This window comes from Streptomyces sp. NPDC059477 (assembly GCF_042749375.1).
GTDB lineage: Bacteria > Actinomycetota > Actinomycetes > Streptomycetales > Streptomycetaceae > Streptomyces.
Window position 1 is genome coordinate 101,424 of sequence record NZ_JBHYUG010000008.1, and the last position, 25,564, is coordinate 126,987.

Annotated in this window: 23 protein-coding genes; 7 read left to right on the forward strand and 16 right to left on the reverse strand. The window is 70.2% G+C overall.

The annotated features are described in order from the left end of the window. Nucleotides 1-88 precede the first annotated feature (88 nt). Both ACFXAZ_RS06530 and ACFXAZ_RS06535 read right to left on the reverse strand, forming a co-directional pair. A complete protein-coding gene (locus ACFXAZ_RS06530; RefSeq protein WP_384585938.1) occupies nt 89-1,012 on the reverse strand; it encodes a class I SAM-dependent methyltransferase in 924 nt (307 codons plus the stop codon). Between the two features lie 180 nt (nt 1,013-1,192). After that, nucleotides 1,193-1,777: a helix-turn-helix domain-containing protein gene (locus tag ACFXAZ_RS06535; RefSeq protein WP_384585940.1), complete on the reverse strand. Its 585-nt coding sequence runs from the start codon at nt 1,775-1,777 to the stop codon at nt 1,193-1,195. A 162-nt stretch (nt 1,778-1,939) separates the two neighbouring features. On the opposite strand from ACFXAZ_RS06535, the gene speB reads away from it, so the two are divergent. From speB to ACFXAZ_RS06555, 4 genes are all read left to right on the forward strand, one after another. Next, nucleotides 1,940-2,932: an agmatinase gene (gene speB, locus ACFXAZ_RS06540; RefSeq protein ID WP_384585942.1), complete on the forward strand. Its 993-nt coding sequence runs from the start codon at nt 1,940-1,942 to the stop codon at nt 2,930-2,932. Nucleotides 2,933-2,941: 9 nt separating this feature from the next. Further along, nucleotides 2,942-4,390 carry a purine-cytosine permease family protein gene (locus ACFXAZ_RS06545; protein WP_384585944.1) on the forward strand — a complete coding sequence of 483 codons (1,449 nt, stop codon included), beginning with the start codon at nt 2,942-2,944 and terminating at the stop codon, nt 4,388-4,390. Then, a complete protein-coding gene (locus tag ACFXAZ_RS06550; RefSeq protein ID WP_384585946.1) occupies nt 4,387-5,262 on the forward strand; it encodes a nitrilase family protein in 876 nt (291 codons plus the stop codon). Before ACFXAZ_RS06545 ends, ACFXAZ_RS06550 begins: the two co-directional genes overlap by 4 nt. A 442-nt stretch (nt 5,263-5,704) precedes the next feature. Further along, nucleotides 5,705-6,664 carry a carbon-nitrogen hydrolase family protein gene (locus tag ACFXAZ_RS06555; RefSeq protein ID WP_384585948.1) on the forward strand — a complete coding sequence of 320 codons (960 nt, stop codon included), beginning with the start codon at nt 5,705-5,707 and terminating at the stop codon, nt 6,662-6,664. Here ACFXAZ_RS06555 and ACFXAZ_RS06560 read toward each other — a convergent pair. Both ACFXAZ_RS06560 and ACFXAZ_RS06565 read right to left on the reverse strand, forming a co-directional pair. Next, the gene (locus ACFXAZ_RS06560; protein ID WP_384585950.1) at nt 6,654-7,958 is read right to left on the reverse strand and encodes a cytochrome P450; all 1,305 of its coding nucleotides are present in this window, start codon (nt 7,956-7,958) and stop codon (nt 6,654-6,656) included. The genes ACFXAZ_RS06555 and ACFXAZ_RS06560 overlap by 11 nt on opposite strands. A 534-nt stretch (nt 7,959-8,492) precedes the next feature. Beyond that, a complete protein-coding gene (locus ACFXAZ_RS06565) occupies nt 8,493-9,020 on the reverse strand; it encodes an Lrp/AsnC family transcriptional regulator (RefSeq protein ID WP_384586038.1) in 528 nt (175 codons plus the stop codon). Nucleotides 9,021-9,182: 162 nt separating this feature from the next. On the opposite strand from ACFXAZ_RS06565, the gene ACFXAZ_RS06570 reads away from it, so the two are divergent. After that, nucleotides 9,183-11,537 (forward strand): transketolase C-terminal domain-containing protein, encoded by a 2,355-nt coding sequence (locus ACFXAZ_RS06570; RefSeq protein ID WP_384585952.1) that lies wholly within the window; start codon nt 9,183-9,185, stop codon nt 11,535-11,537. A gap of 104 nt (nt 11,538-11,641) precedes the next feature. On the opposite strand, the gene ACFXAZ_RS06575 is transcribed toward ACFXAZ_RS06570, so the two are convergent. The 12 genes from ACFXAZ_RS06575 to ACFXAZ_RS06630 all read right to left on the reverse strand — a co-directional run bounded on the left by ACFXAZ_RS06575 (nt 11,642) and on the right by ACFXAZ_RS06630 (nt 23,376). Continuing rightward, the gene (locus ACFXAZ_RS06575; RefSeq protein ID WP_384585954.1) at nt 11,642-12,583 is read right to left on the reverse strand and encodes a fumarylacetoacetate hydrolase family protein; all 942 of its coding nucleotides are present in this window, start codon (nt 12,581-12,583) and stop codon (nt 11,642-11,644) included. 166 nt (nt 12,584-12,749) lie between these two features. Beyond that, nucleotides 12,750-13,706 carry a VOC family protein gene (locus ACFXAZ_RS06580; protein ID WP_384585956.1) on the reverse strand — a complete coding sequence of 319 codons (957 nt, stop codon included), beginning with the start codon at nt 13,704-13,706 and terminating at the stop codon, nt 12,750-12,752. Between the two features lie 53 nt (nt 13,707-13,759). Beyond that, nucleotides 13,760-14,653, reverse strand: a complete 894-nt coding sequence (locus ACFXAZ_RS06585; RefSeq protein ID WP_384585958.1) for an NAD(P)-dependent oxidoreductase — start codon at nt 14,651-14,653, stop codon at nt 13,760-13,762. A gap of 31 nt (nt 14,654-14,684) precedes the next feature. Further along, a complete protein-coding gene (locus ACFXAZ_RS06590; protein WP_384585960.1) occupies nt 14,685-15,068 on the reverse strand; it encodes a YciI family protein in 384 nt (127 codons plus the stop codon). Then, nucleotides 15,065-15,583, reverse strand: a complete 519-nt coding sequence (locus ACFXAZ_RS06595; protein WP_384585962.1) for a nuclear transport factor 2 family protein — start codon at nt 15,581-15,583, stop codon at nt 15,065-15,067. The genes ACFXAZ_RS06590 and ACFXAZ_RS06595 overlap by 4 nt, the downstream gene beginning before the upstream one ends. A gap of 47 nt (nt 15,584-15,630) precedes the next feature. Beyond that, entirely contained in the window at nt 15,631-16,716 is a 1,086-nt protein-coding gene (locus tag ACFXAZ_RS06600; RefSeq protein ID WP_384585964.1) for a cupin domain-containing protein, read from the reverse strand. Between the two features lie 50 nt (nt 16,717-16,766). Next, complete coding sequence (locus ACFXAZ_RS06605) at nt 16,767-17,642, reverse strand: fumarylacetoacetate hydrolase family protein (protein ID WP_384585966.1); 876 nt, start codon at nt 17,640-17,642, stop codon at nt 16,767-16,769. 70 nt (nt 17,643-17,712) lie between these two features. Further along, entirely contained in the window at nt 17,713-19,119 is a 1,407-nt protein-coding gene (locus ACFXAZ_RS06610) for an amidohydrolase family protein (protein ID WP_384585968.1), read from the reverse strand. Nucleotides 19,120-19,423: 304 nt separating this feature from the next. Continuing rightward, nucleotides 19,424-20,101, reverse strand: a complete 678-nt coding sequence (locus ACFXAZ_RS06615; RefSeq protein ID WP_384585970.1) for a response regulator — start codon at nt 20,099-20,101, stop codon at nt 19,424-19,426. Continuing rightward, nucleotides 20,088-21,731: a histidine kinase gene (locus ACFXAZ_RS06620; RefSeq protein WP_384585972.1), complete on the reverse strand. Its 1,644-nt coding sequence runs from the start codon at nt 21,729-21,731 to the stop codon at nt 20,088-20,090. The genes ACFXAZ_RS06615 and ACFXAZ_RS06620 overlap by 14 nt, the downstream gene beginning before the upstream one ends. Nucleotides 21,732-21,827: 96 nt before the next feature. Further along, entirely contained in the window at nt 21,828-22,361 is a 534-nt protein-coding gene (locus ACFXAZ_RS06625; RefSeq protein WP_384585974.1) for an EF-hand domain-containing protein, read from the reverse strand. Nucleotides 22,362-22,665: 304 nt separating this feature from the next. Beyond that, the gene (locus ACFXAZ_RS06630; RefSeq protein ID WP_384585976.1) at nt 22,666-23,376 is read right to left on the reverse strand and encodes a GntR family transcriptional regulator; all 711 of its coding nucleotides are present in this window, start codon (nt 23,374-23,376) and stop codon (nt 22,666-22,668) included. Nucleotides 23,377-23,512: 136 nt separating this feature from the next. Here ACFXAZ_RS06630 and ACFXAZ_RS06635 point away from each other — a divergent pair, with 136 nt between their 5' ends. Continuing rightward, nucleotides 23,513-24,367: a fumarylacetoacetate hydrolase family protein gene (locus tag ACFXAZ_RS06635; protein ID WP_384585978.1), complete on the forward strand. Its 855-nt coding sequence runs from the start codon at nt 23,513-23,515 to the stop codon at nt 24,365-24,367. 238 nt (nt 24,368-24,605) lie between these two features. After that, nucleotides 24,606-25,529, forward strand: a complete 924-nt coding sequence (locus ACFXAZ_RS06640) for a dioxygenase (RefSeq protein ID WP_384585980.1) — start codon at nt 24,606-24,608, stop codon at nt 25,527-25,529. Nucleotides 25,530-25,564: the final 35 nt, after the last annotated feature.

Below are 25,564 nucleotides of genomic sequence, written 5' to 3' on the forward strand. Positions count from 1 at the left end.
CACGCCCTACTACCGGGTGAGAGCGGGGGCTGACCACGGCACACGCCCTACTACCGGGTGAGAACCGGGGCCGACCACGACACACGCCCTACCGTCGGGGTTTGTCCGCGAACACCCACCGGTTGCCCTCCAGGGCGTCATTCGGCTCGGGCCGCGGGCCGCGTCCGTGCCGGTCGGTGAACTCGAAGGGTGTGTGGACGGACGTGGACCAGCCCTTGTCCGTCAGATCGCCGGAGGAGTCGGGGCGTTGCTCCAGCGCGAAGAGGTCGAGCAGGTCGATGCCTATCTGCTCCTTCGTCGCCGTGTACGTGGGGCTGTCACGGTAGGCCAGCAGATCCCGTTCGAGCTTGACCTCATAGGCCAGGGCACTGCCGCCCGCGCTCAACCGGTCCACCCTGTCGACGAGCTGGGTCTCGGCGGCGTGCGGCAGATAGAACAGCAGCCCTTCGGCCAGCCAGACACTCGGCGCGGACGGGTCGAAACCGGCCCCGGTGAGCGCCGTGACCCAGTCGGCGCGCAGATCGACCGGGACCGGCACCCGCGCCGCCTTCGGGACCGCCGACAGCGCGCCGAGCACCTCGTGCTTGAACGCGAGGACGCCTGCCCGGTCGACCTCGAACACCACACACCCGTCCGGCCAGCCCAGCCGGAACGCGCGGGTGTCCAACCCGGCCCCGAGCAGCACCACTTGGTGCGCGCCCGTACCCGCCGACCGCAGTAGATAGTCGTCGAGCACCCTCGTCCGCAGGCCGAAGTAGCGAGCGAATCGCCCCCACAGCGGATTCGCGTCCCCGCCCACCACCTGCTGCGGACGCACCGGCCACCCCGCCGACGCCGGCGCGGCGAGCACGAAGTGCTCCGCGTACCTGTCCTGCGCCAGACTGTCGTGACGGTGGGTCTCGATCGCCCGCGCCGCGGCGACCAGCAGAGCGGTCACCCCGACGCCCCCGTCCACTCCGTCAGCCCCGTCCGCGCCCTCCACACCGGAATCCGGGTGCGCCGTACCGACCATGTGTCCTCCCAGAACGTCACGAGCAGAGATCACGGACGCCGCAGCCTTCCCGCCGGGCGGGCGCAAAATACCGATCCGCGCGGTAAATTCCCCTGTTCTCCATGGAATTGGCGGATCCGCTGAACGAATCCAGTCAGCGGGGCGCGCCCGAAGCCCCTCCCGGGCCCCTGGGCTCCCGGCTCAGTGCGACCCGCTCCAGGGCGCCGGGACGAAGGTCCAGGTGACCTCGGCGGGTCCGGGGCCGGAGTTGTGCCAGGTGTGGGGCTCGCGGCCGGAGAAGGTCAGGGTGTCCCCGGCGGCGAGGGTCTCGGTGCGGTCGGTGAAGCGGACGGAGACCTCGCCGCTGACCACGTGCAGCACTTCCACGTCGCAGTTGATCGTGTACAGCTGGTCGCCGCCGTGGGCGTCCGGCTCTAGGTGTGAGCGCAGGATCTGGATCTTCGACTGGGCGCGGGGTGTGACCATCCGGTCCTCGACGCCGTGCCCGCCCATGTTGATGCGCGGGGCCGAGCCGAGCCGGACCACCTCGGTGTCGGCGCCCTCGAAGAGCGAACCGATCGGCAGGGACAGCACCTGGCACAAGGTGACCAGGGTGGTGACGCTCGGTGAGGTCTCGTCACGCTCGACCCGGCTGAGGAACCCCCTGGTCAGGCCGGTGGCGGCGGCGACCTGCTCGATGGTGAGGCCCTGGGCCTTGCGGGAGGCCCGCAGGCGCGCCCCGACGCGGACCGGATCGGTGGACGGTGTCGGGTGCAGCGCTTTCATCGAACCTCGCGTCACTCGTTCGGCTTCCGGACGACCCTTGACAGGGTGGTCACTCAGAGCGAACACTACCCGGAATGGAAGTTGCCTAATAAGCATTCTTTGTTGTGTATAGGTAACTTCCCTGTCGAGGTAACTTCCCTCCTGGAACAGATCGAGATCCCGATGAACTCCGTCGAACCCCCGACGCCCCCGGTAGGCCCTCCGGACGCGAGTCTGAGCCCCCGCTACGCAGGGCTCGCGACCTTCGCCCGGCTGCCCCGCCTGGAGGACGTCCCGCGCGCGGACATCGCCGTCGTCGGCGTGCCCTTCGACAGCGGGGTGAGCTACCGGCCCGGCGCCCGCTTCGGACCGGCGCACATCCGCGAGGCGTCCCGGCTGCTGCGGCCCTACAACCCCGCGCAGGACGTGGAGCCCTTCGCCGCCCAGCAGATCGCCGACGCGGGCGACATCTCCGCCAACCCGTTCAGCCTCGACGAAGCGGTGGCCCAGATCGAGGCCGCCGCCGAGGCACTGACCACGGACGGCACCCGGCTGCTCACCCTCGGCGGCGACCACACCATCGCCCTGCCGCTGCTGCGCGCCGCAGCCCGGCGGCATGGCCCGCTCGCCGTGCTCCACTTCGACGCCCACCTCGACACCTGGGACACCTACTTCGGTGCCCCCGTCACGCACGGCACCCCCTTCCGCCGCGCGTCCGAGGAGGGACTCATCGACCTCACCGCAAGCCTGCACGTGGGCACCCGGGGCCCGCTGTACTCTCGCCAGGACCTGCGGGACGACGAACGCCTCGGCTTCGCCGTGATCTCCAGCCCCGAGATCGAGACCGAGGGACTGCCCCGGGCGATCGAGCGCATGCTCGCCCGGCTCGGGGACCGCCCCGTGTACCTGTCCATCGACATCGACGTCCTCGACCCGGCGCACGCCCCCGGCACCGGGACCCCCGAGGCGGGCGGGATGACCAGCCGCGAGCTGCTCGCGATGATCCGCGCCCTGCGCGGCACCCACCTGGTGGGCGCCGACGTGGTCGAGGTGGCCCCCGCCTACGACCACGCCCAGCTCACCGCCGTCGCCGCGGCCCACACCGCCTACGAGATCCTCTCGGCGATGACACCCGACCACCTGCCTGTGCCGGACGACCGGCCCCGAGAAAGTTAGGGGAAGGCGATGACCTCCTCGGACACTGCGACACAGCGCGAATCGGCGATCGAGCAGCACTCGATCGACTACGTGCCCGCCTCCGAACGGCACGGCAAGGTCTGGCACCAGGGACCGTTCTGGTTCACCGGCAACTTCGTCCTGCCGACCATGGTCGCCGGGTTCGTCGGCGCCTCCATGGGCCTGAGCGTCTGGTACAGCGTGCTGGCCATCGTGCTCGGCGTCGGCGCCGGTACGTTCTTCATGGCCTTCCACGCCAACCAGGGCCCCCGGATGGGCCTGCCCCAGATGATCCAGTCCCGCGCGCAGTTCGGCAGCCGCGGTTCCACGGTGCCGTTCGCGGCGACCGTCTTCGTCTACGTGGGCTTCCTCGTCTTCGACACGGTCCTCGCCGAGCAGGGCCTGGGACTGCTGCTCCCGGACGGCAAGCTCTTCTGGTACCCGGTGCTGATCGCGGTCTCCATCGTCATCGCGGTCGTCGGCCATGACCTGCTGCACTTCGTCCAGCGCTGGCTGACGTATCTGCTGGTGGTCGTCTTCGCCATCCTCACCGTCGTCGCGATCGTCCACTTCGGCTCCAACCCCACCCCCGCCGACGTACCCGCCGCCACGGCGGGCTGGGACATGACCGCCTTCCTGGTGCAGTTCTCCCTCGCCGCCGGATACAACATCAGCTACTCGGTCTACGTCTCCGACTACACCCGCTACCTCCCCGCCAAGGTGCCCGCGCGCAAGCTGATCACCGCGGTGTACGCGGGCGCCGCGTTCTCCGCCGTGTGGCTGATGTCGCTCGGCGCGATCCTCGCCAGCTACCTGCCGAACCCCGACCCGATCCTCGCCCTGCGCGAGGTCGGCGACCTGCTCTTCCCCGGCTTCGGCCTGATCGTCGTGATGGCCTCGGTGCTCGCGCTGATCTCCATCATGGGAGTCAACGCCTACGGCGCCATGCTCACCGGCGCCAGCGCGCTGGACGGCTTCCGCAAGGTGCGCCCCACCGTGCGGCTGCGCATCATCGGGCTCGTCGTGGTCGGCCTGGTGTCCCTGGTGGTCGCCCTGCTGATCCCGGACGACTACATCGGCAGCTTCAACAACTTTGTCCTGATGATGCTGTACTTCCTCGTCCCGTGGACCGCGGTGAACCTGGTCGACTTCTACTTCGTGCGCCGTGGGAAGTACGCCATCGCCGAGATCCTCAAGCCGGAGGGCATCTACGGGCGCTGGGCGTGGCGGGGCGTCACCGCCTATGTCATCGGCTTCGCCGCGATGATCCCGTTCTTCTCGACCAGCTTCTACGTCGGTCCCGCGGCGGAGGCACTGGGCGGCGCGGACTTCTCGTTCGTCGTCGGCCTGCTCGTCTCCAGCGTGCTCTACCTGCTGTTCTCCCGGAACCTGGACCATGAGGCGGAGGCCGCCGCCCGCGCGGCGAGCGAAGCCGAACTGGAGGGAATCGACCGATGAACCGCCCGTCACCCCACCCCGCCGCCCCCCGGGGCACCGAGGTCACCGTCGCCGTCTGCCAGATCGCCCCCCAGGTCGGCGACACCACGGGGAACCGGCGGCGGATACGGGAGGCGGTTCGGACGGCCGCGGAGCGTGGCGCACAGGTCGTGGTCCTGCCGGAGCTGGCCGCCACCGGCTATGTCTTCACCGACGCGGCGGAACTGCGCACCGTGGCGGAGCCGCCGGACGGCGACACGATCAAGGAGTGGGAGGCGCTCGCCGCCCGCCATGACCTGGTCGTCGTCGGCGGCTTCGCGGAACGCGCCGAGGACGGACATGTCTACAACGCCGCCGCCCTCGTGGACCCGACCGGGCTGCGCGCCACCTACCGCAAGGCCCACCTGTGGAACGGCGAGAAGACCTGGGGCTTCACCCCCGGCGACACACCCCCGCCGGTCATCGACACCCCGCACGGCCGCATCGGGTTCATGGTCTGCTACGACCTGGAGTTCCCGGAGTGGGTACGGCTCGCGGCCCTGGACGGCGCGGAACTGCTGTGCGGCCCGGTCAACTGGCCGCTGTACCCGCGCCCGCGGGGCGAGCGGCCGGGCGAGATCGTACGGGTGCAGGCGGACGCCTCCGTCAACCGCATGTTCGTCGCGGTCGCCGACCGGACCGGCACCGAACGGGGCCAGGACTGGCTCGGCGGCAGCGCGATCATCGACGCCGACGGCTACCCCGTGACGGCGCTGCGCCTGGGCGAGGAAGCGATCCTCACCGCGACCCTCGACCTCACCGAGGCCCGGAACAAGGCCATCGGCGAGACCAACGACGTCCACGCGGACCGACGCCCCGCGCTGTACGCGCGCCCGGCGGGGGAGCGGCCATGACACCCCCGGCGCCCACCTCGTACCGGCCGATCCACCCGGCCCACGCCGGTCAGGACCCGTACCCCGGGTCCGGCCGGTCCCTGGCCGATGCCGAGGCGGGCCCCACCCTCGGGCACCTCCACGGCTCACCTCACGCCTGCCGGCGGCACACCGGGGACGATCCCCCGGCGGCCACCGGCAGGCGCCCCGCGGCGCACCCGTCCGCCGCCGGCCGACAGCTCAGCGAGCACGGGCGGCGGCAGCGCCGCACGGCCGGGGAACGGCCGCCCATCACGGTCCGCCCCCCGGCCGCTCGCAGCCGCTCCGCCACGAGCGCCTCGCCTGTGCCCGTAAGCACCGCGCTCGTAAGCACCGCCCCCGCGCCCGTAGGCACCGCGCTCGTAGGCACCGCCCCCGCGCTCGTAAGCACCTCACCCGTGCCCGCAGCAGAAGGAGTCCACCCGTGACCACCACCGTCGCCATCGTCCAGCAGCCGCCCGCTCTGCTGGATCTGGACGAGTCGCTGCGGCGCGCCACCACGCATGTCGCCGAGGCCGCGCGGGCGGGCGCCGACCTCGTCGTCTTCCCCGAGACCTGGCTCACCTGCTACCCGGCGTGGGTGTTCGGGCTGGCGGGCTGGCGGGACGCCGAGGCACGGCACTGGCACGCCCGGCTGCTGGAGCAGAGCCCCGTCCTGGACCCCGGGGGCGATGACGCCCTCGCCCCGGTCCGGGCCGTGGCCCGCGAGCACGGGGTGACCGTCGTGCTCGGCCTCAACGAGCGGGCCGCGCCGTCCTCCGGGTCCCTGTACAACTCGCTGGTGACCATCGGCCCGGACGGCGGCACCCTCAATGTGCACCGCAAGCTGACCCCCACCCACACCGAACGCATCGTATGGGCGGCCGGGGACGGGGCGGGGCTGCGGGTCGTCGACACCCCGGCCGGACGGCTGGGCTCACTGGTCTGCTGGGAGCACTTCCACCCCCTCGCCCGGCACGCGCTGCACGCCCAGCACGAGGAGATCCATGTGGCGGCCTGGCCCGACATGCCCGAGAGCCATGTGATCGCCGCCCGCTCGTACGCCCTGGAGGGCCGCTGCTTCGTGGTGTCGGCGGGCCTGGTGCTGTCCACCGACGACGTCCCCGCCGACCTGCTGGCCGCCTACCGGGCCGGAGTGGGTCCCGACGCCCCGGAGAACGGCCGGCTCTTCACCGGGGGTTCGAGCGTCGTGGGCCCGGACGGAGCCTGGATCGTGGAGCCCGTCCACGGCGAGGCGCGGCTCATCACGGCCACCCTCGACCTGGGCCGCCGCTACGAGGAGGCGCTGGACCTGGACGTGGCGGGCCACTACGGACGCCCCGACGTGTTCACCCTGACCGTCGACCGGACCCGACGCGGCAGCGGGGTGGGCTTTACTCCCTGACCGTCCGGCGGACGGCCGGCGTCAGATACACGGGCAGCCGGGCAGGGGCGTTGTTGGACAGGGACCCCACCCGCTCGATGGCGTCCAGCGGCTCCGCGGGGGTGACGGTGAACCGCTCGTACAGGGCGGGCAGCGCGATGCCCGCCTCAAGGCGGGCCAGGGGGGCGCCCAGGCAGTGGTGCGGGCCATGGCCGAACGCCCGGTGCTGGTGGGCGTCGGGCCGGTCCGGGGCGAAGGTGTGCGGGTCGGTGAAGACCTCGTCGTCGCGGCTGATCGCCGCGATGTGGCACAGGACGGGGTCACCGGCGCGGATGGTGACCCCGTCCACGACGACGTCCCGCTCGGCGTACAGGAACATGGTGACCGACGCGGGGGGATCGAAACGGAGCGACTCCTCCACCAGGCCCTGCCAGGGATCGGGGTCGGTGAGGCCACCCCGGTGGACCAGGGCCAGCTGATCGGGATGCTCGGCCAGCCGCTGGATCGCGTTGCACAGCAGGTCCTGCGTGGTCTCATGCCCCGCGACGAGAACCAGGAACAGAGTCCCCGCCAGCTCTTCCTCCGACATGCTGCCCTGGTCGAACTCGGCGATCAGGGCCGTGGTCAGATCACCGCCGGGTTGCTTCCGCTTGGCGGCGATCAACTGGGCCATGGTGGCGAAGATGCTGGCTTCGGCGGCCAGCCGTTCGGCGGGCGGGGTCGCACTGCTCAGTAACAGCGCGGTGTCCAGGGCGAGTTGACGTCGCATCTGTGGATCATCCACACCGTACAGCTCGCATATCACGACCACCGGGATCTCGAAGGCGAACGTCCGACGCAGATCCACCACCGTCCCCGTCCCCTCCGCCGCGAGCGCGTCCAGTCGCCCGGCGACGATGGCCTCGATACGAGGGCGCAGCGCCTCGACGCGACGGGCGGTGAACGCGGCCTGCACCGGCTTGCGCAGCCGGGCGTGATCGATGCCGTCCATGATGAGCATGCTCGGTGTGACGAGCAGCTGGAGCAGCGGCCAGCTGTCCGGCACGAGCCCTTCCTGGTAGGCGCGCCAGTGCCGGGGGTTCTTGCGCATGTCGGGATGCACGGACAGCAGATCGTAGACCCGCCGCCGGGTGGCCGCCCAGGCCCGCACACCGTCCGGAAGCTCCACGGGAACCAGCGGGCCGAGCGACTGAAGGGCCCTGCCTTCCACCGCGAAATCCTCGCCGAGGGGGTCCAGACGGTAGAGGGGCCGGTCGAGCACCAGATCCTGGGGCTGAGGTATTCCCTCACTGAGGCCAGCAGCGATTTCGGTCATTGGACCACTCCGAAACGGTCGGGGGACAGCGGACTGAACAGACGGAACACCGTGCTGTTTCGCATTCTCGACAACCGACAGCAGGCCACTACCCCACGGGAAGCGGCCTACTCACTCGCCGACTCCTGCTGCCCGAAAGGGCGTTGCACCGGCCGGATCCGGGCAGTACGCGCAACCCGTGGCCGCACGAATTCGCTGGCCGGGACCGGAGCCCGTAGGGGAGGCACATGAGCTGGTCGTCTCCTGGCAGTCCGAGGGAGCCCGGATACGCGGGCTGGCGGTGCGTACGGCAGTGGACGAACTGCACGACGCGCTACGCGGAGTCGCCGCCACGCGCGGACACATGCTCCCCGGAACACCCCACGAGCAGCGGTCCGAAGGCGAGGGCGGGGCAGCGAGCGTGCCAGCGTACGGGTCTCCCGGTGATGGGCGGCAGGCTGCGCCGCATTCAAGGGGATATGGCGCGAGGCGCGTCAGCCCGCCCCGGTCGGTAGATCGTCCCGTCCGGCCGGGGTCCGGCACCACGACAGGTGGTCACCCGGCCGGTCGCTGACGCCCCATCGGTGGAGAGGCGGAGGACCGGCCGGTCCTGGAGACCCGCTCCAGCAGCGGAGTCAGGCGATGCGACACCAACTCGCGTATCGCCAGAGCGGTGGAGGTGCGCTCCACACCGGGGCCGGCCAGGATCTGCCCGGCGATCCGGTACAGATCCTCGGCGTCGGCGGCGACCACACGAGCGAGCAGGTCGGTGTCCCCACTGAGACCGAACACCTCCACCACCTCGGGAATGGCAGCGAGCGCGTCGGCCACCTCGGGCAACCGGTGCTGGTCGACCCGCAGGGTCACGAACGCGGTGAGTGGGTAACCCAGCGCACCCGGCACGACCCAGCGCTCACGGGAACCGAGGGCCCCACTCAGCTCCAGCTTGGCCAGACGGGCCTGGACGGTGTTGCGGGACAGCCCCAGCCGCTGGGCCAGGGCCTGGACGGTGGCGCGCGGCTCGCGGGCCAGGGCCAGCAGAATCCGGGCGTCGGTGGAGTCAACCACCGCTCCGCTGTTCATGCTGTTCAAGTGAGCACCTCCCTCGTGCCCCGCCATTGAGCAGAGTGCTCAAGACACGAAGCACAGCTTGTTCAAACGTAAAACATGCCTGTCTACTCACCCAGTACTGACATGGAGTCCCGCCCAGCGGGCGCACGAGTACGGAGGTGGTCAGGCGTGGTCATGAGCACCGTGTCGACCGGGTCAACCAACACGGACGGTCCTGGTCAGGAAGCACGGCAAGCACCGCAAGGACTCCGAGCACTTGAGGCGGTGGAGCGCCGGGTGCTGTGGCTGTCGACGGCGATCATCGACCAGGCGAACCGGGTGCGCCCGAACCCCGAGGGGCTCAAGGTCGGCGGTCACCAGGCGTCCAGCGCCTCGATGGTCTCGATCATGACAGCCCTGTGGTTCCACCGGCTGAGCGCGGATGACAGGGTCTCCGTCAAGCCACATGCTTCGCCGGTACTGCATGCGATCAACTACCTGCTCGGCGAGCTGGACGAATCGTACCTGAGCACCCTTCGGGCCTTCGGTGGACTCCAGAGCTACCCCAGCCGTTCCAAGGACCCCGACCCGGTGGACTACTCCACCGGATCGGTGGGCATCGGCGCCACGGCGACCCTCTGGGGGGCGATCGCCCGCCGGTACGTGGACGGCCGCTGCGGCCAGGTCGGCCAGGGCCGCCAGTTCGCGCTGCTGGGTGACGCCGAACTGGACGAGGGCGCGATCTGGGAGGCGGTCCAGGACCCCATGGTCGCCGGCCTCGGCGAGGTCGTGTGGATCGTCGACCTCAACCGCCAGTCCCTGGACCGGGTCGTCCCAGGGATCGCCGCCGACCGGCTGCACGGCATGTTCGGCGCCGCCGGCTGGCAGGTCCTCAGCCTCAAGTACGGGCGCCTGTTGCAGGAGCTGTTCACCCGGCCGGGCGGCGACGCCCTGCGGGTGCGCCTCGACTCCATGGGCAACCCCGAGTACCAGCGGATGCTGCGCTGCACCCCCGCGCAGTTGCGCGACCGCCTGCCCGGCTCCGGATCGACCCGCGAGCCGATCGCCGGGCTGCTGGCCCAGCTCACCGACGACGAACTGCGCGCCGCCCTGCGCAACCTGGGCGGCCACGACCTCGGCGCGCTGCTGGAGGCATACGACAGCATCGACGACACCCGCCCGACGGTCATCTTCGCCTACACCGTCAAGGGCCACGGGCTCGCCAACGAGGGTCATCCGCAAAACCACTCCTCTCTGCTGACAGAAACCCAGATGACGGACCTCGCGGCCCGCCTGGGAACCGACCTGGACGCCCCGTGGGGCCGCTTCCCGGACGACAGCGCCGAGGCGGAGCTGTGCGCCCGCGCGGCCGAACGACTGCGCCGCACACCACTGCCCGCGCACGAACCGCCGACCGTGCCCGACGACATGGGGCGCACTCCCTCCGGCACCGGCAACACCCAGCAGGCCCTGGGCCGGGTCCTGCTCGACCTCACCCGGCAGGCACCCGGGGCCGCGAGCCGTATCGTCACCGTCAGCCCCGATGTCAGTTCCTCCACCAACCTGGGCGGCTGGATCAACAAGGCGGGCATCTGGTCGGCCACGGAGCGCACCGACTGGTTCGCCGACGACGCCGAGACCATCCTGCACTGGCGGGAGCGGCCCACCGGCCAGCATGTGGAACTGGGGATCGCCGAGACCAACCTGGTGGGACTCCTCGGCGAACTCGGCGCCACCTGGAGCCGCTGGGGACAGCCACTGCTCCCGATCGGCGTCATGTACGACCCCTTCGTCAACCGGGCCCTGGAGCCCTGGTCGTTCGGCATGTACGCGGGTGGCCAGTCCATCCTGGTCGGCACTCCCTCCGGCGTCACCCTCGCCCCCGAGGGCGGCGCCCACCAGTCGATCACCACGCCTTCGCTCGGCATCGAACAACCCGGCTGCGTCAGCTACGAACCCGCCTTCGTCCTGGACACCGAATGGTGCCTGCTCGCATCCCTGAACCAACTCGGCAGACCGTACGGCAGCTCGGCCTACCTGCGGCTGTCCACGCGCCCGGTGGACCAGAGTCTCGCCGCGGTGCCCACCGACCCGGCGGCCCGTGAGCGCCGCCGCCGCCAGGTGGTCGCCGGCGCCTACGCCCTGCGGCGCCACGACACACCCGCGGTGACGATCGTGGCCATGGGCGCCCTCGTCCCCGAGGCTCTCACCGCCGCCGACCGGCTGGCCGCGCTCGGTCTGTCGGCCGATGTCATCTGCGTCACCAGCCCCGACCTGCTCTTCCGCGCGCTCCAGGCCCGCCGTGGGCTGGACGAAGGCCCGCACTGGATCCTCGACCAGGTCTTCCCCGCCGAGCGGGCGACCCCGATGGTGACCGTCCTGGACGGTCACCCGCACACCCTGGCATTCCTCGCCACGGTCAACCGCGTCGCCGCCACCACGCTCGGGGTGAGCCGCTTCGGCCAGTCCGGCACGATCCAGGACGTCTACCGCTACCACGGCATCGACACCGACAGCATCGTCGCAGCGGCCCTCGACCTCACCGACTGACCCCTGCATCCACGCACAGCGGGCCGAGACACTCCGGCGACATCGGAGCGTCTCGGCCCATCGCCCTCGTGGGTGGGGCGTCGGCCAGGCGGGACCCATTGACATCAAGGCCCGACGAGGTGATTCACGAGGTCGCCCACGCCCTCGACGCTGACCCGCACCTCGTCCCCGGCGTGCATGAACACCTGCGGGCTGCGGCCCATGCCGACTCCGGCCGGGGTACCGGTGCTCAGTACATCGCCCGGCTCGAAGCTGAAGTAGTGCGACAGCTGCTCGATCAGTTCAGGGATGCCTGTGATGAGATCGGAGGTGTTCCCCTCCTGCATCCGCCGGCCGTTCAGGGTTGTCGTGATGGTCATGTTCCCGGGGTCGGCGATCTCATCGGCGGTGACCACCGCGGGCCCCATCGGGCAGAAGGTCGGGTACTGCTTGCCCAGCAGCATGTCGGTCCAGGCCCAGCGCCCCTCCTCGGCGGTGGTGGCGCGGACGATCGCGGGAAATCCGTCGCGGGCCGACACATCGTTGATGAGGGTGTATCCGCCGATGTAGTCCATGGCTTCGGCCGCCTTGACGGCATGACAGCTCCGACCGAACACCACGCAGAACTCGCCCTCGAAATCGACCATCTCCGGCGCCTGGGCGGGGATCCGTACCGGTGCCCCGGTGCCGATCACCGAGTTCGGGGACTTCACGAACCACGTGGCCTTCTTCGGTGCCTCCTCACCCATCTCCAGCACATGTGTCCCGTAGTTCGTGCCCGCGGCCACGATCAGCGTGCGCTCACCCAGCGGCGCGAGCAGGGTGACGGGCGGGGGGACCACCCATCCCCGGTCCTCGGCCGGTCCAGGCTCCGCCGTGACCGTCGCCAGCACACTCCGTACGGTGTCCAGATAGCTCGGTCCCCGGCGGAAGACGTCGGCGACGGTCGAGGGTACGGAGACCCCGTGCGCCTCCAGGACCCGCCACAGGTCGATCACCCCTACGCCCGGAAGATCGACGCCCGGGGCGGAATCACCGGAGGGGGCAAGGTAGGTGACCAGACGCATGAAACTCTCCGAAGGATCGGGCGGCACCGGGCCGCCAGGGTGAGTGAGGGGTTGGGTGATGGGTTGCGTGATGGGGACAGCAGGTGGGCCGAACAGCGGGGGAGGGGGTGCGCCCCCTGTGGCAGGAGCCGCACCCCCCGACCCGGCGAAGTGCCCGAGCCCGCCCTTACTTGAAGCTCTCCGGCGGGAACGTGCCCCACTCGTCCGCGGACCTCGGGTCGCCGCCCGACCACCGCATCGGCGAATAGTTCTCGTCGTCAAGGATCGTCTCCTCCTCCGAAGAGAACTCCATGATGTGGCCCACGTGGTCGCGGAAGTAGAGGGCGACATTGTGGCCGGGCCCGTGGCGTACCGGACCCCACAGGATCTCGACGTCGTCGTCCTTGCTCATCGCTTCGAACGCCTCCAGCACGGCCGCGCCGTCCTTGACGGTGAACTGCACGTGGTGCAGCCCGTCGACGTCGGCCTGCGCCAGTGCCAGACAGTGGTAGAGCTTGCTGCCCCGCAGGAACACCATCAGCGGGGAACCGTCCGGCAGTTCGATCCGCGAGGTCTCCATCAGACCGAGTTTCGACGTCGCGTACGCGATCTCGCGGGCCATGTCGGCAGTGCGTACCACGACGTGGTCGGAGGCGATCGGCGCCGGCGCGACAGCCGGACGCCGCGTCGAGGCAGCCACCGGTACGTCCGGTGCGAAGCCGGTCCGGAGTTCGACCGGGTGGCCGGCCGGGGTGGTGAAGCGCAGGGTGGGTCCGGGATGGAAGGGCGAGATGTCGTCGTCGCGGGTGACGGCGATGCCCGCCCGGATCAAGGCCGCCCCGGCCTCCTCAAGCGCCGCGTCGTCGGTGACGATGTAGGAGATGGCCTCCAGACCGCTCGTGCCCGGTGAGTACACGAGCGAGTACGCGTCCGGGCCGTGGCCCGCGAGGTAGTGGCGTCCGTGGTCGTCGTGACCGGCGTGCCGGAAACCGAGGTGCCTGACCGCGAACTCGGCGGAGGCGGCCGGGTCCGGGCTGAACAGGGCGACGTGACCTGTGCGGTGAATGCCCAGGCCCTTCGGCTTCGCGACGGGCTCGCCCGCCTGCGGGATCGGCGACGACGCGGCATGGGTGTCAACAGACATCGTGGTTCTCCAATCATGGGTGCCAGGTGCGTGGTGGGGGTGTGGCGGGCCGCTCAGGCGGTGGTGACCGAGCCGGACTCCAGGACCGAGACGATGGAGGCGAGATCCTCCTCGCCATAGCCCCGCGCGCAGGCTTCCTCGCAGATCTCGCGGGCCACTCCCAGCAGCGGCATCGTCGCGCCCGCCTCGCCCGCGGTGGCCAGGATCGCGTCCATCACCTCGACCATCCCGGCCACGGTCCCCTTCACCGGCCGGAACCGTCCCTCGGCCATCTGGGGCGCCCGTACGTTGAACATCGTCGATGTCGCCGCGGACGGCTTGATCATGTCGATGACCTGCCGGGTGTCCAGACCCACGGCCTTGGCCAGCGCGATGGCCTCGGCGGCGACCGCGGTGTGCACGGCGACCAGCGTGTTGGCGATGAACTTGGTCTTGGAACCCGAGCCGAACGCGCCCGTGTAGACAGCCTCGCCCATGGCGCCGAGTGCGGGACGCACCCGCTCGCACGCCGCCTCGTCGCCGCTGGAGAAGACCACGCCCCGGCGCTCCGCCACCATGGGCGGCGTGCCGCTGACGGGGGAGTCCAGCATGGTGATGCCATGCCGCTCCAGCGTCCTGCGCGCGGCCTCCTTCCGGCTGAGCGCCATGGCGCCGATGTCGACCACGAGCAGGTCGGACCGCCCGGAGGCGAGGATCCCCCGGTCACCGCCGATCACCTCGTCGAGCGCGTCGGCGGAGGTCACACAGGTGTAGATCACGTCAGCGCGTTCGGCCACCTCCTGGGCCGAACCGGCCGCCTTGCCGCCGAGCGCCTCGAAATCTGCCATGGAGCCACGGCGGTAGCCCCAGACGGTGTGACCGTCCGCGATGAGATTTGCCGCGAACGGCAAACCGATCTTGCCCGGGGCTATGAGACCCACGGTGAGTTCGGAGCCTTGTGCTGTCACGGAGATGCCCTCTTACGGTTGGAGAGTGCCGTCAGCGCAGCAGGAAGCTGCGATCCGAGAGGTCGACGGCGAGGTCAATGCGTCCCTGGTGAACCTGCCACTCCGCCACACGGAACGACCGGGCCCCGCTGCTGTGGAACGGATCGGCGGCGGCGAGAGCGGCGGCCTCGCCGGTGCTCGTGGCGCGAACGATCAGCATGCCGCTGTCGCCGGGGCTGCCCGACGCGTCCAGGAACGGCCCCGACATGAAGAGCGCGCCGCCCTTCTCCAGCCCGGTGAGGTAGTCGAGATGCGCCGGGATGTGCCCCGCCAGCTCACCCGGCCGTGGGCCGGCCTCGGAGAAGATCACAAAAAGCTGCTTGTTGAGCGAGCCGGCGGTGTGACTCGACGCCGTCGCCCCACCCGGCGCGGTCATCGCCGCGCGCCCTTCTCGGCGGCCAGCTCCATGATGCGCGGATTGCCGTCGTTCCACAGCAACCCCATCGTCACCGAATCGATCCGCCACCCGGACCCGGCCCCCGACCCGGAACCGGGCTCAGACCCAGCCCCGGACCGTGCCAGGCCGAAGGTGTACGTCCCATGGGTGACGCCGGAGTGGCTCCCACCGGCATTGGCCAGCCGCACCTCCACCCGGGCGTGCACCTCGCAGCTCGCCCGCTCACCGTCGACACGGATGTGCGCCAGCGACAGGAAATGCTGTGAGGCATCGGTGTGCAGGAGGGTGGCCCGCCATCGGGCGGCCAGGTCCTCGCGGTTGAGTTCGGCGGCCGGACGGCCGGTCACCGACTCGTAGTTCCAGACGACGCGGTCGGCCAGCAGACCGACCGCCGCGTCCACGTTCCGGGCGTCCAGCGCGAGGGCGAAGGCCGCGACCGTGTCCTCCACGCGGGCCCGGTCCAGCACATCATCGGCGTGCGGTTGACGGTTCATGGCACCACTCCTCAAATGACCGTCGATGGCGGTCACGTCCGCCGCGGTCACATCTGCCGCGGACACGTCCGCTCCTGATACAGACCCAGCGACTTCAGCACCGGGATGTCGGTGTGGGAGAAGAGGATCGCCGGCTCGTTCTCGGTGTTGATGTGCTCGTGCACCGCCCACCCCGGCACCGCGAAGGTGTCGTGCTCGGACCAGTCGAGCACCGTGCCATCGACGACGGTCCGGCCCCGGCCCCGTACCACGTGGTAGATCGCACTACTGGTGTGCCGGTGCGCCTCGGTGTGTGCCTTGGCCGGCAGCGCCTGGACATAGGCGCCCAGCGTCGGCATGACGGAACCACCGGTGTGCGGGTTGGTGAACTCGAAGATGACCCCGTCGGTCGGCGAACCGGTCCAGTCGTCGAGCGCGGACCTGAGCACCTGCTCGGTCTGGCTCCATGGATAGTTGACGACCGGCGAATACGGCTTGTTCCACGTCTGCCAGGCCGGGTTCAGCCTGCTGGTGCCGTAGAGCCGCTGCGTCGAGTCGGCCGGGCGCAGCTCGTCCTGCACACGGTCGGGTCCGTTGACGAAGAAGTTCGCCCCCAGCTTGTTCACCAGCGGCAGGTCGAGCCCGTCCATCCACACCACCGGCTCTTCGGTGAAGTTGCCGTGATCGTGCCAGGCCCACGACGGGGTGAGGACGACATCACCCGGATGCATGTGTGCCCGCTCGCCGTCCACCGCCGTGTAGGCGCCCGAACCCTCGATGATGAACCGGAACGCCGCAGCCGCGTGCTTGTGCATCGGCGCGATCTCGCCCGGCAGCACCAACTGGATGCCCGCGTAGATGTTGTCGGCGGTCTCCACCTCGGGTGCCAGTCCCGGGTTGATCAGCATCAGGACACGCCTCTCGGCGTCCTCGGCGCTGATCAGCTCACCCGCGGTCATCAGTTGCCCGCGGACGTCCGGGTAGCGCCAGACGTACGGCACCGCCCTGCTCTGCGGCTCGGCCGGCAGCAGCCTCGGGTCGGTGTTGCGCCACAGCGGGACGACATGCAGCGAATCGAGGCCGGCGTAGTACTGCTCGGCACGCGTCCCGACCGCTTCGCCGGACGCGCTCGGCGCTTCACTGATCTGCGTCATGCGTTCTCCTACGGGTACTTGCCCTGTCTTCGATGCCGGTGCCACGGCGGTCACCAGCCGCGCTCGACGACCGGCAGGCTCAGTTCGCCCAGCCCGTCGATCTCGGCCCGCACCACATCGCCGACCTCGATCGGTCCGACCCCTTCGGGAGTTCCGGTCGCGTAGAGGTCACCGGGGCGCAGTGTCACGACGTTGCTCGCCTGCTCGATCAGCTCGCCGATTCCCACGATCAGGTCACGGGTGTTGGCCTGCTGCCGGAGTTCGTCATTGACCCACAGCCGCAGGCCGAGGTTCCCTGGATCGGCCACCTCATCAGCGGTGACGAGGAACGGGCCGATCGGCGTGAAGGTCTCGAACGACTTGCGCAGGGTCCGTTCCTCCTGCCGTACGCCTTCCGTGCGCAGGGTCAGGTCGAGCAGGATGACGTAGCCGAAGATGTGGTCGGCCACCTGCTCGGCCGGGATACCACGAGCGGTCCTGCCGATGACCACCCCCAGTTCCACCTCGTGGTGAAAGGCCCGGCCCGGTAGCGCGGGCAGCTCGATCGGGTCGGCCGGGCCGGAGATCGAGCCGGCGGCCTTGACGAAGAACCCGACCTCACGCGGCGACCGGAGCGCCTGCTCGCTGGTCGGCCGATAGCGCGACGTGGTCATCTCGGCGACGTGGGCGTGGTAGTTCGCCGGCGCCGCCAGCAACTGGCCCGGACGCGGGAGCGGCGGCAGCAGCGTGACATCGGCCAGTGCCTGGGTCGGCGCCGACGCCAGCGCCGCACGCAGTGGCTCGCGCAGTTCGTCGAAGTGCTCGATCAGTTCATTGATCACATACGGGGTACCGTGCCACCGGCTGTCCACGACATCGGTGATGTCGGCCACCGAGGTGCCGTCGACTATGCCGATGCGGTAGTGGTCGAAGAGTGCGATACGCATGGGGAGGGTGATCCTTCGTGTGTCGTGGTGAGGCCCGAGGCGCCGGTCCGGCGCGTGACACGCGGGGCGGTCAGTGGTCGCCGCCGGCTCCCGGCGGAGGGGGCGGCGCCCAGCCAGGGGTGACACCGGCCGCCTCCAGCAGCCCGGTGGCGGCGGACGCGGCCCGTCGGCCGAGGTCGCGCGCATCCACGCCGACGAGTGCGCCGTCGCGCTTGACGGCCCTGCCCGCGACGAAGACGGTGTCGACGGTTCCCCGGCCCGCGTGGTGCACGAGGGAGGCGACCGGGTCGAGCACGGGGGCCATGGAGATGTGATCGGTGCGGATCATGACGATGTCGGCCTGCTTGCCCGGTGCCAGGCTGCCGATGACATCGTCCATCCCGAGCGCGCGGGCACCTTCGATGGTCGCGAATTCGAGGACGTCACGGGCGGAGAGATCCAGCCGCCAGGGGTTGACCCCGTTCTCCAGCGAACGCTGGTTGGCCATGCCCCGAGGTACGGCCAGCGCGAAACGCATCGCCGTGAACGGGTCGCCGCCGACGGCCATACAGGTGTCGATGCCGATGTTCGGTCTGATGCCCGCGCGAAGCAGCGCGCCGATGGGCGGCCAGCCGTGCCCCATCGCGGACTCGTCCTCGGGCGTGACCGAGACGGACACGCCCGCGTCGGCCATCAGCCGGAACTCCTCCTCGGTGAGCAGGTTGCAGTGGCCGAAGATCAGGTCGTCACCGAGCAGGCCCTCCTTGTGCAGCCGGACCACGGTGGGCCGCATGTCCTGGGCGAGGACGGCCATGCCGATATGGGTGTTGATCCGCAGGCCCAGTTCGCGGGCCAGCCGGAAATCGGACCGTACGACGTCCATCGTCGACGAGTCCGGCCCGCGCACCGCGAAACCCATGGTGACCAGCCCGGAGTCCGACGCGAAGTACTGGTCGCGGACCCGCCGGATCTCCCTTTCGTCGCTCAGGGTGGTGCTCTTGAACGGCGGCGAAAGGATCTCCAGTTGCTCGGCCATGGACCCGCCATAGCCGAACATCGCCCGGATACCGCTGTCCCGCAGCGCACGCACGGCCTCATCCGTGTGGTCGGGCGAGGACTGATTGTGCGAGTAGTCGAAGACAGTGGTGACCCCGGAATCCAGGGCGTCGTAGGCACCCAGCGTCGTGCCCAGGGCCATGTGCTCCGGCGTCATGCGCGGCCCCAGCATGCCGAACATCGCCGTGAAGTACTGGAACAGCGACCAGTCGGTGCCCAGTCCTCGCATGAGTGCCTGGAAGAGATGCCGATGGGAGTCGATGAAGCCGGGAATCACCAGGTGATGCGAGGCGTCGATCACGGCGGCGCCCTCGGCGATGTCCAGGCGGGGACCGATGGCGACGATCCTGCCGTCCTCGACGAGCACATCACCGACCAGGTCACCCACGGTCGGATCCATCGACACGATCTGGCCGCCACGGAGAAGGAGACGGTCCGGCACAGCAACCTCGATTCTGTGGACAAGGGATTGCCTGCGGGAAACACCCCGGTGCGCGACGCGCTTCGGCCGGACAGAGCCGGTCGGTGGGCGAAGTGGCCCGGGTCACAGATTTAACCCGCTTGTCATGTGCCTCTGCTACGGCTCTTCGACCCGCTCGGAACGCGACATTCGACGTAGGTCCCCCACTGCCCGACCTGAGGGCCCAGGTCTCATCGGACATGGGCACGTAGGTCTCCGCGGACATGACCGCCCAGCGCTCCCGGACATGAACGCCCAGCGCTCCCGAGCCGTGCGCCGAGCACAGTCAGTGACTGGCGCGGGGGCTCAGCCCTTCCTCGATCGCCCACAGGGCCGCCTGGGTGCGCGAGGCGAAACCCAGCTTGTTCAGCACCTTGCTGACATGTGTCCGGGCGGTGCGCTCACTGATCACCAGGGTCTCCGCGATGCCCCGATTGGACTTGCCCTGCGCGACCAGGGCGAGAACCTCGCGCTCTCTGGCCGTGAGCGCGGTGACGCTGCGCTGAGCGGTGCTCATGGACTGGGTCAGCTTGCGGGCGACCGCGGGGGCGAGATACGACCCGCCTCGATACGCCGTGCGCACGGCGGCGGCCACCTCGTCCGCCACGGCGTCCTTGAGGACATAGCCGGACGCCCCCGCTTCCAGCGCGGCACGCACCCGCTCGGCCTCGCTGAAACTGGTCATCGCGACGACCTCGACGGCCGGATAGAGCCGCTTCAGCTCACGTGTGGCGCTCACCCCGTCGAGTCCGGGCATCACGAGATCCATCAGCACCACATGGGGCAGGTCGCTCCGTGCCGCCCGGTGCTCGAACGCGTCGAGCACGGCCTGGCCGTCCGCCGCTTCTCCGACGACCTCGATGTCGTCGAGCATGTCGAAGAAGGCGTGTATCCCGCTGCGCACCACCGCGTGGTCGTCGGCGAGGAAGACTCGGACCGGTGCCGTCGGGTCACTCTCGCGCATTCCCACCGTCCTGCTCCGCACCACTGCGATGACCGGCCTGGAGGTCCACCTTCCACAGCCTCCTCGCCGGAGAGAGAAGGCCGGGCAGATAGGCCCGGACCACCGACCCCGCGGGCGAACTCCGGATGCGCAACCGGCCTCCGAGCCGCTCGGTCCGTTCACGCATGCTCTCCAGACCCAGATGTCCGGGATGCGGAGTGCCGGGGTCGAACCCGGCGCCATCGTCGCACACCTCCACCACCAGGGCACCCTTGTCCTGCGGAGGTACGGCGATCCGGATCTCCACACGCTTCGGGCGGGCATGCCGGACGCTGTTGTTGAGCGCCTCCTGGATCACCCGGAAGATCTCGGTCTCCGTCTCCTGACTCAACGGCAGACGGCGCTCGGGACCCTCGACACGGATGTCCAGCTCCTCCATGGCGGCCACCGACCGGGCATGCTCACTGACCGCGTCCACCAGGCCGCCCTCGTGCAGGGTGCCCGGCCGGAGCTGGAAGATCAGCGCCCTCATGTCGACCAGTATCTGTTCGGTCAGCGCGCGCAGGGTGCTGAGTCCGCGCGCGACCTGCTGCCCCGGATCATGGCCCGCCCGCTCGGCCGCCAACTGCACGGCACGGGTGTGCAGGGTCATCGAGAACAGTGCCTGCGACACCGAGTCATGCAGCTCACGGGCCAGCCGGTGCCGTTCCTCCAGGGCCGCCCTGCCCTCCTGCTCGGCGAACAGCCGCGCGTTGTCGACCGCCACCGCCGCCTGGTCGGCCATCGCGGTCAGGAACTCCACGTCCGCGTCGCTCGGATCCAGGCCCTCGGTGTAGAACGCGGTGAGCACGCCCAACTGCCGGTCGCGCACGACCAGAGGTGCTGCCGCCAGAGCCACCCAGCGGGCGTCCCGCCGCAGATCGGTCATCGGCCCGAACCGGCTGTCCTCGTCGATGATCCGCGCCAGATCTCGCTGCACCACGGGGCGCCGGGAGGTGAACGCCCGCAACGTGACCAGCGGAGCGCCGAGATCGAGCGTCGCGGCCAGCTGCTGCACATAGGCGTCGCCATGGCCGGCCGCTCCCACCATGCGCAGCAGGTTCGTGTCCGGGTCGATCAGGATGATCGAGCAGGCCCCGATGCTGCTCGCCTCCACCACCTCGGCGGCCACCTTGTCCAGGACGGTCTGGACCGACCCCGCCCCGGCCAGGCTGGACGCCGTCCGCGCGAAGGCCGCGAGCCGACGCTCCTGCCATCGGGTCCCGGTCACGTCCCGGAACGTCACCGCCGTCAGGGCGCGGCCCCCGGAGTCGACCGGGACCCGCGCGTACTCCACCTCGCGCTGAGTCCCGTCGGCGACGGAAAGGGTGGTGACCCGCCCACGTCCCTGGGCCGGCTCGGCCCCAGGGCCCGGGTCCGGCTCGCCGAACCGCAAGGGGCGTGACAGGAGCGCCGCACGCGGCTCGCCGAGAATCCGGCATCCGGCGTCGTTGACGTACACGCACCGCTGATGACCGTCCAGCACCACGATGCCGTCGCGGGATGTGTCGAGCAGGGTCGTCAGGACGGCGGTGTCCAGGTCCGGGGATTCCCGTGGCGCGCCTTCGTCCCGGCACGGAGGAACGGATCCCGTGCTCTGAGCATCGACCATCGCAGGCACCTCCACGAGCAGTGCGACATGTCAAAGCTACAGGTCCGATGGTCCGGAGCCGGGTCCGGCGGCGCTCGCGGGGGTGGGCCCCGCGTGTCAGACGCCGATCGCGGTGACCAGGAGGTCACCGGGGATGCCCGCCTTGTCGGGGGCGTAGTAGTCCTTGATCCCCTCAAGCCAGGTGACCGCCGCGATGCGGTCCTCGGCGGTGGGTTCGAAGGCGTCGAAGAGGACGTCGATGTTGGAGGGCCGGAAACCGATCGCGATCATGAGGGCGGTGAAGTCGCCGCGTTCGACGAGTCCGTCGCCGTCGGCGTCACCGAGTGCGACAAGGGCCTCGGCGAATCCGGTGATCGCCGCGTCGAAACGCTCGGGTGACAGCACGCACGCGGTGAACTCGTCGAAGCTGATCACCCCGTCACCATTGGTGTCGAGGCCGGTGAGCAGGGCCGTCCAGTACCCCTCGAAGGCCGCTCGCATCGTGTCCTTGGCGGCCTGCTCGGCCAGGGGCGCCGCGACGGCGACACGATCGCTCATCAGCGTGAAGTCCTCGGCGTCCAGAACCCCGTTGCCGTTCGCGTCGAACAGCGAGAAGACGAGCGTGACCCTCTGAATGGCCTCCGTGCGCATGACTCTGCCACCTTTCTCCCTCATGGCCGCAACCGCTTCACGGCCCGTCAGTGACTGCCCCCGCGGCCCGCACGCACACGCGCACAAGTCACAACTAGCCCGATCGTGGGAAACATGGCCATCTCGCGGCGGGGCAGCGCCGGATGTGCGGCAGCCCGTGCGGGACACGCAGACGGCGAGAAGCCCGCCCGCCGACGTGTCGAGAAGCCCCATACGACGTGTCGAGAAGCCCCCCCCCACGACTGTCGAGAAAACCCCCGCGACGTGTCGAGACAGCCCCCGACGACCTGCCGAGGACCCCCGCCTACGACGCAAGCGCCGACGACTCCTGCGCGGAGTCGAGCCGGTCCGCGACGGCGAGCAGCAACTGAGCCGTGTGCCGGATGTGGTCGCACAGCGCCGCGGCAGCAGCCTGGGGATCCCGGGCGAGCGCGGCGTCCAGCAGGGCGCGGTGCTCGGCCCCGAGATCCCGGCCGGGCTCGTCACCCAGCGGCTGGGACCAGCGGCGGTACAGTTCGGCCTCGTCGCGGAGCCCGAGGGCGAGCTGGAGGAGGCGCCGGTTGCCGCAGCCGCTCAGCAGGGCCTCGTGGAAGGCGGCGTGGGCGGCGGACCAGTCGTCGTCGACGCGGCTGTCGTCGTCGGCGGCGGTGTAGGGCGTGCGCTCCAGTGTGTGGTGGGCGGCGACGAGCGCGGACTCCCAGGCGAGATCCCCCTCGGTCACGGAGCGCCGCAGCACGAGCACCTCCAGTTCCGCGCGCGCCTCGGTCAGCTCTGTGAGGGTGCCCCGGGAGAGCGGGGTCACCATGAAGCCCTGGTGGGGCTCGGACCGGACGAGGCCCTGTTCGGCGAGGCGTACGAGGGCCTCCCGCAGCACGCTCACGCTGACGTCGTAGCGCGCGCTGAGCACCGGGAACTTCAGCCGGGTACCCGGCAGCAGCCGTCCGCTGAGGATGTCCGCCCGCAGCCGGGCCCGTACGTCGTCGCTCAGAGTCTGTTTTCCGCCCGTGGCCGCCATGCCCGGCAGGGTAACCGAGGATCGAATGACCGGCAAACTTTCGAAAGTGTATTGACCTCTCGAATCTCCGGGGTTACAACGGTGAACATGTTCCCCGGCGACCGAGCCGAGGACGAACCGCCCACGGAGCGTGTGCATGCGTATCGCCAATGTGTCCGGCCGGTCGGCGCTGCTGACCGACGGCGGCTGGGCCGACATCGAACGGGCCAGCCGCGGACTGTTCCCCGCCGACCCGCAACGGCTCTACGAGCGCTGGGACGAATTCCGCCGCTGGTCGGCGCAGGCCCGGCCGGACGCCGATGTGGTGCCCACCGAGTCCACCCTGGGCTCTCCCGCGCCCCACCCGCGCCAGCTGCTCGCGATCGGCCTGAACTACCGCGACCACGCACAGGAGTCGGGCTTCGCCCTGCCCGAACACCCCCCGGTGTTCACCAAGTTCACCTCCTCGATCACCGGCCCGTACGGCGACATCACCCTGCCCGACGGAAACGTCGACTGGGAGGTGGAACTGGTCGTCGTCGTCGGACGGCACGCCTGGCGGGTGAGCGAGGAGCGGGCCTGGGAGTACGTCGCCGGACTGACCGTCGGACAGGATCTGTCCGAGCGCGACCTCCAGCTCTCGGGGCCGGCGCCGCAGTTCAGCCTCGGTAAGTCGCATCCTGGGTTCGGCCCCATGGGCCCTTGGCTGGTCACCCCCGATGAGCTGGACGACCCCGACGACCTGGAGCTGGGCTGTGCCATCGGTGGCGAGGAGATGCAGAAGGGCCGCACCGCCGACCTGCTCTTCCCCGTCTCGGCGCTGATCGCCCGCCTCTCGGCCGTGCTGCCGCTGCTGCCCGGAGACGTGATCTTCACCGGCACCCCGGCCGGGGTGGGCCTCGGCCGCCGTCCCCAGCGCTTCCTCGCCGACGGTGATGAGCTGGTCAGCTATGTCGAGGGCATCGGCGAGATGCGGCACCGCCTGGTGCGGGACACCGGGAACGCCCGTTGACCGGGAATGCCGCGGACGTCTGACCTGTTACATTCATGCGCATTCAACAAGATCGGGCGAGTCGCCCCACCCGGTCCCCCACCCCACCCGGTCCCACTGCCTCCACCCGGTTTTCCACCCCACCCGGTCCCACTGCCCCCACCCGGTCCCCCACCCCCAGGACACCGCGCACCCCGTTCCGGAGCGTCGCGGCGCATGTTCCGAGCCCCCTTCAGCCATCCACAAGGAGTGTGGAACGATGCCGCTCCACCGGCTCAACTCACTGGTCATCGGAGTTCCCGACGTCGCCGCGACGACGGCCTACTACTCCGACTTCGGCCTGACCCAGGACACCGAGGGGTGGTTCGCCACCCGGGACGGCGGCCGGCAGCTGAAGATCGTGCCCGCGCCCACCCGCCGTCTGATCGAGGTCAGCATCGGCGTCGACGACTCCGACGACCTCGACCGCATCGCCCGCAGCCTCACCCGGCTCGACCTCCCGGCGCACCGTGAGGGGGACACCCTGACCGCCGAGGAACCCATCGCCGGTTTCCGCGCGGTGATCCGCGTCGCCGACCGGATCGCGCAGGCCCCGGAGCCGCCGACGCCGTACAACGGTCCCGGACGCGTCGAGCGCGGCCCGGGCCGGGCTCCCGGCCTGCTGCGGCAGCACCAGGTCCGGCCGCGCAAGCTCGGACATGTCGTGGGCGGCGCGACCCACCACCAAACCACCAAGCGGTTGTTCAACGAACGCAACGGGGTACCGACCAGCGACGAAAAAAAAGGGCCCGGCGCCGTCATGGGCAGCGACACCCACCAACACAACGACCTGGTCCTCGACGCCCCCGTGAACTTCCTGCACCACACCTCCTGGCAGGTCGAGGACATCGACGAGGTGGGCAGGGGAGCCTTCGCCATGCTGGCGGAGCATCCGGAGCGGCATGTGTGGGGCCTGGGCCGGCACCACGCCGGGTCGAACTTCTTCTGGTACCTCAAGGACCCGGCCGGCAATTTCTCCGAGTACTACTCCGACATGGACACCATCCTCGACGACCAGCTCTGGACGCCCGAGGACCTCGAAGGAGCCAAGGGCCTCTTCAACTGGGGCCCGCCACCGCCCCCGTCCTTCCTGCGCCCCGACGACCTGGCCGAGCTGATGACCGGCGCGCACCACTCCCCGTGACCGCCACGAGACCCACCCCGCCCGCCGCCCGAGGA

Bases quoted from the DNA above. Each gene is read 5' to 3' on its own strand.
- ACFXAZ_RS06530 (WP_384585938.1), bottom strand. From the start codon at position 1,012: ATGGTCGGTACGGCGCACCCGGATTCCGGTGTGGAGGGCGCGGACGGG.
- ACFXAZ_RS06535 (WP_384585940.1), bottom strand. From the start codon at position 1,777: ATGAAAGCGCTGCACCCGACACCGTCCACCGATCCGGTCCGCGTCGGG.
- speB (WP_384585942.1), top strand. From the start codon at position 1,940: ATGAACTCCGTCGAACCCCCGACGCCCCCGGTAGGCCCTCCGGACGCG.
- ACFXAZ_RS06545 (WP_384585944.1), top strand. From the start codon at position 2,942: ATGACCTCCTCGGACACTGCGACACAGCGCGAATCGGCGATCGAGCAG.
- ACFXAZ_RS06550 (WP_384585946.1), top strand. From the start codon at position 4,387: ATGAACCGCCCGTCACCCCACCCCGCCGCCCCCCGGGGCACCGAGGTC.
- ACFXAZ_RS06560 (WP_384585950.1), bottom strand. From the start codon at position 7,958: ATGACCGAAATCGCTGCTGGCCTCAGTGAGGGAATACCTCAGCCCCAG.
- ACFXAZ_RS06565 (WP_384586038.1), bottom strand. From the start codon at position 9,020: ATGAACAGCGGAGCGGTGGTTGACTCCACCGACGCCCGGATTCTGCTG.
- ACFXAZ_RS06570 (WP_384585952.1), top strand. From the start codon at position 9,183: ATGAGCACCGTGTCGACCGGGTCAACCAACACGGACGGTCCTGGTCAG.
- ACFXAZ_RS06575 (WP_384585954.1), bottom strand. From the start codon at position 12,583: ATGCGTCTGGTCACCTACCTTGCCCCCTCCGGTGATTCCGCCCCGGGC.
- ACFXAZ_RS06580 (WP_384585956.1), bottom strand. From the start codon at position 13,706: ATGTCTGTTGACACCCATGCCGCGTCGTCGCCGATCCCGCAGGCGGGC.
- ACFXAZ_RS06590 (WP_384585960.1), bottom strand. From the start codon at position 15,068: ATGACCGCGCCGGGTGGGGCGACGGCGTCGAGTCACACCGCCGGCTCG.
- ACFXAZ_RS06595 (WP_384585962.1), bottom strand. From the start codon at position 15,583: ATGAACCGTCAACCGCACGCCGATGATGTGCTGGACCGGGCCCGCGTG.
- ACFXAZ_RS06600 (WP_384585964.1), bottom strand. From the start codon at position 16,716: ATGACGCAGATCAGTGAAGCGCCGAGCGCGTCCGGCGAAGCGGTCGGG.
- ACFXAZ_RS06605 (WP_384585966.1), bottom strand. From the start codon at position 17,642: ATGCGTATCGCACTCTTCGACCACTACCGCATCGGCATAGTCGACGGC.
- ACFXAZ_RS06615 (WP_384585970.1), bottom strand. From the start codon at position 20,101: ATGCGCGAGAGTGACCCGACGGCACCGGTCCGAGTCTTCCTCGCCGAC.
- ACFXAZ_RS06620 (WP_384585972.1), bottom strand. From the start codon at position 21,731: ATGGTCGATGCTCAGAGCACGGGATCCGTTCCTCCGTGCCGGGACGAA.
- ACFXAZ_RS06625 (WP_384585974.1), bottom strand. From the start codon at position 22,361: ATGCGCACGGAGGCCATTCAGAGGGTCACGCTCGTCTTCTCGCTGTTC.
- ACFXAZ_RS06630 (WP_384585976.1), bottom strand. From the start codon at position 23,376: ATGGCGGCCACGGGCGGAAAACAGACTCTGAGCGACGACGTACGGGCC.
- ACFXAZ_RS06635 (WP_384585978.1), top strand. From the start codon at position 23,513: ATGCGTATCGCCAATGTGTCCGGCCGGTCGGCGCTGCTGACCGACGGC.
- ACFXAZ_RS06640 (WP_384585980.1), top strand. From the start codon at position 24,606: ATGCCGCTCCACCGGCTCAACTCACTGGTCATCGGAGTTCCCGACGTC.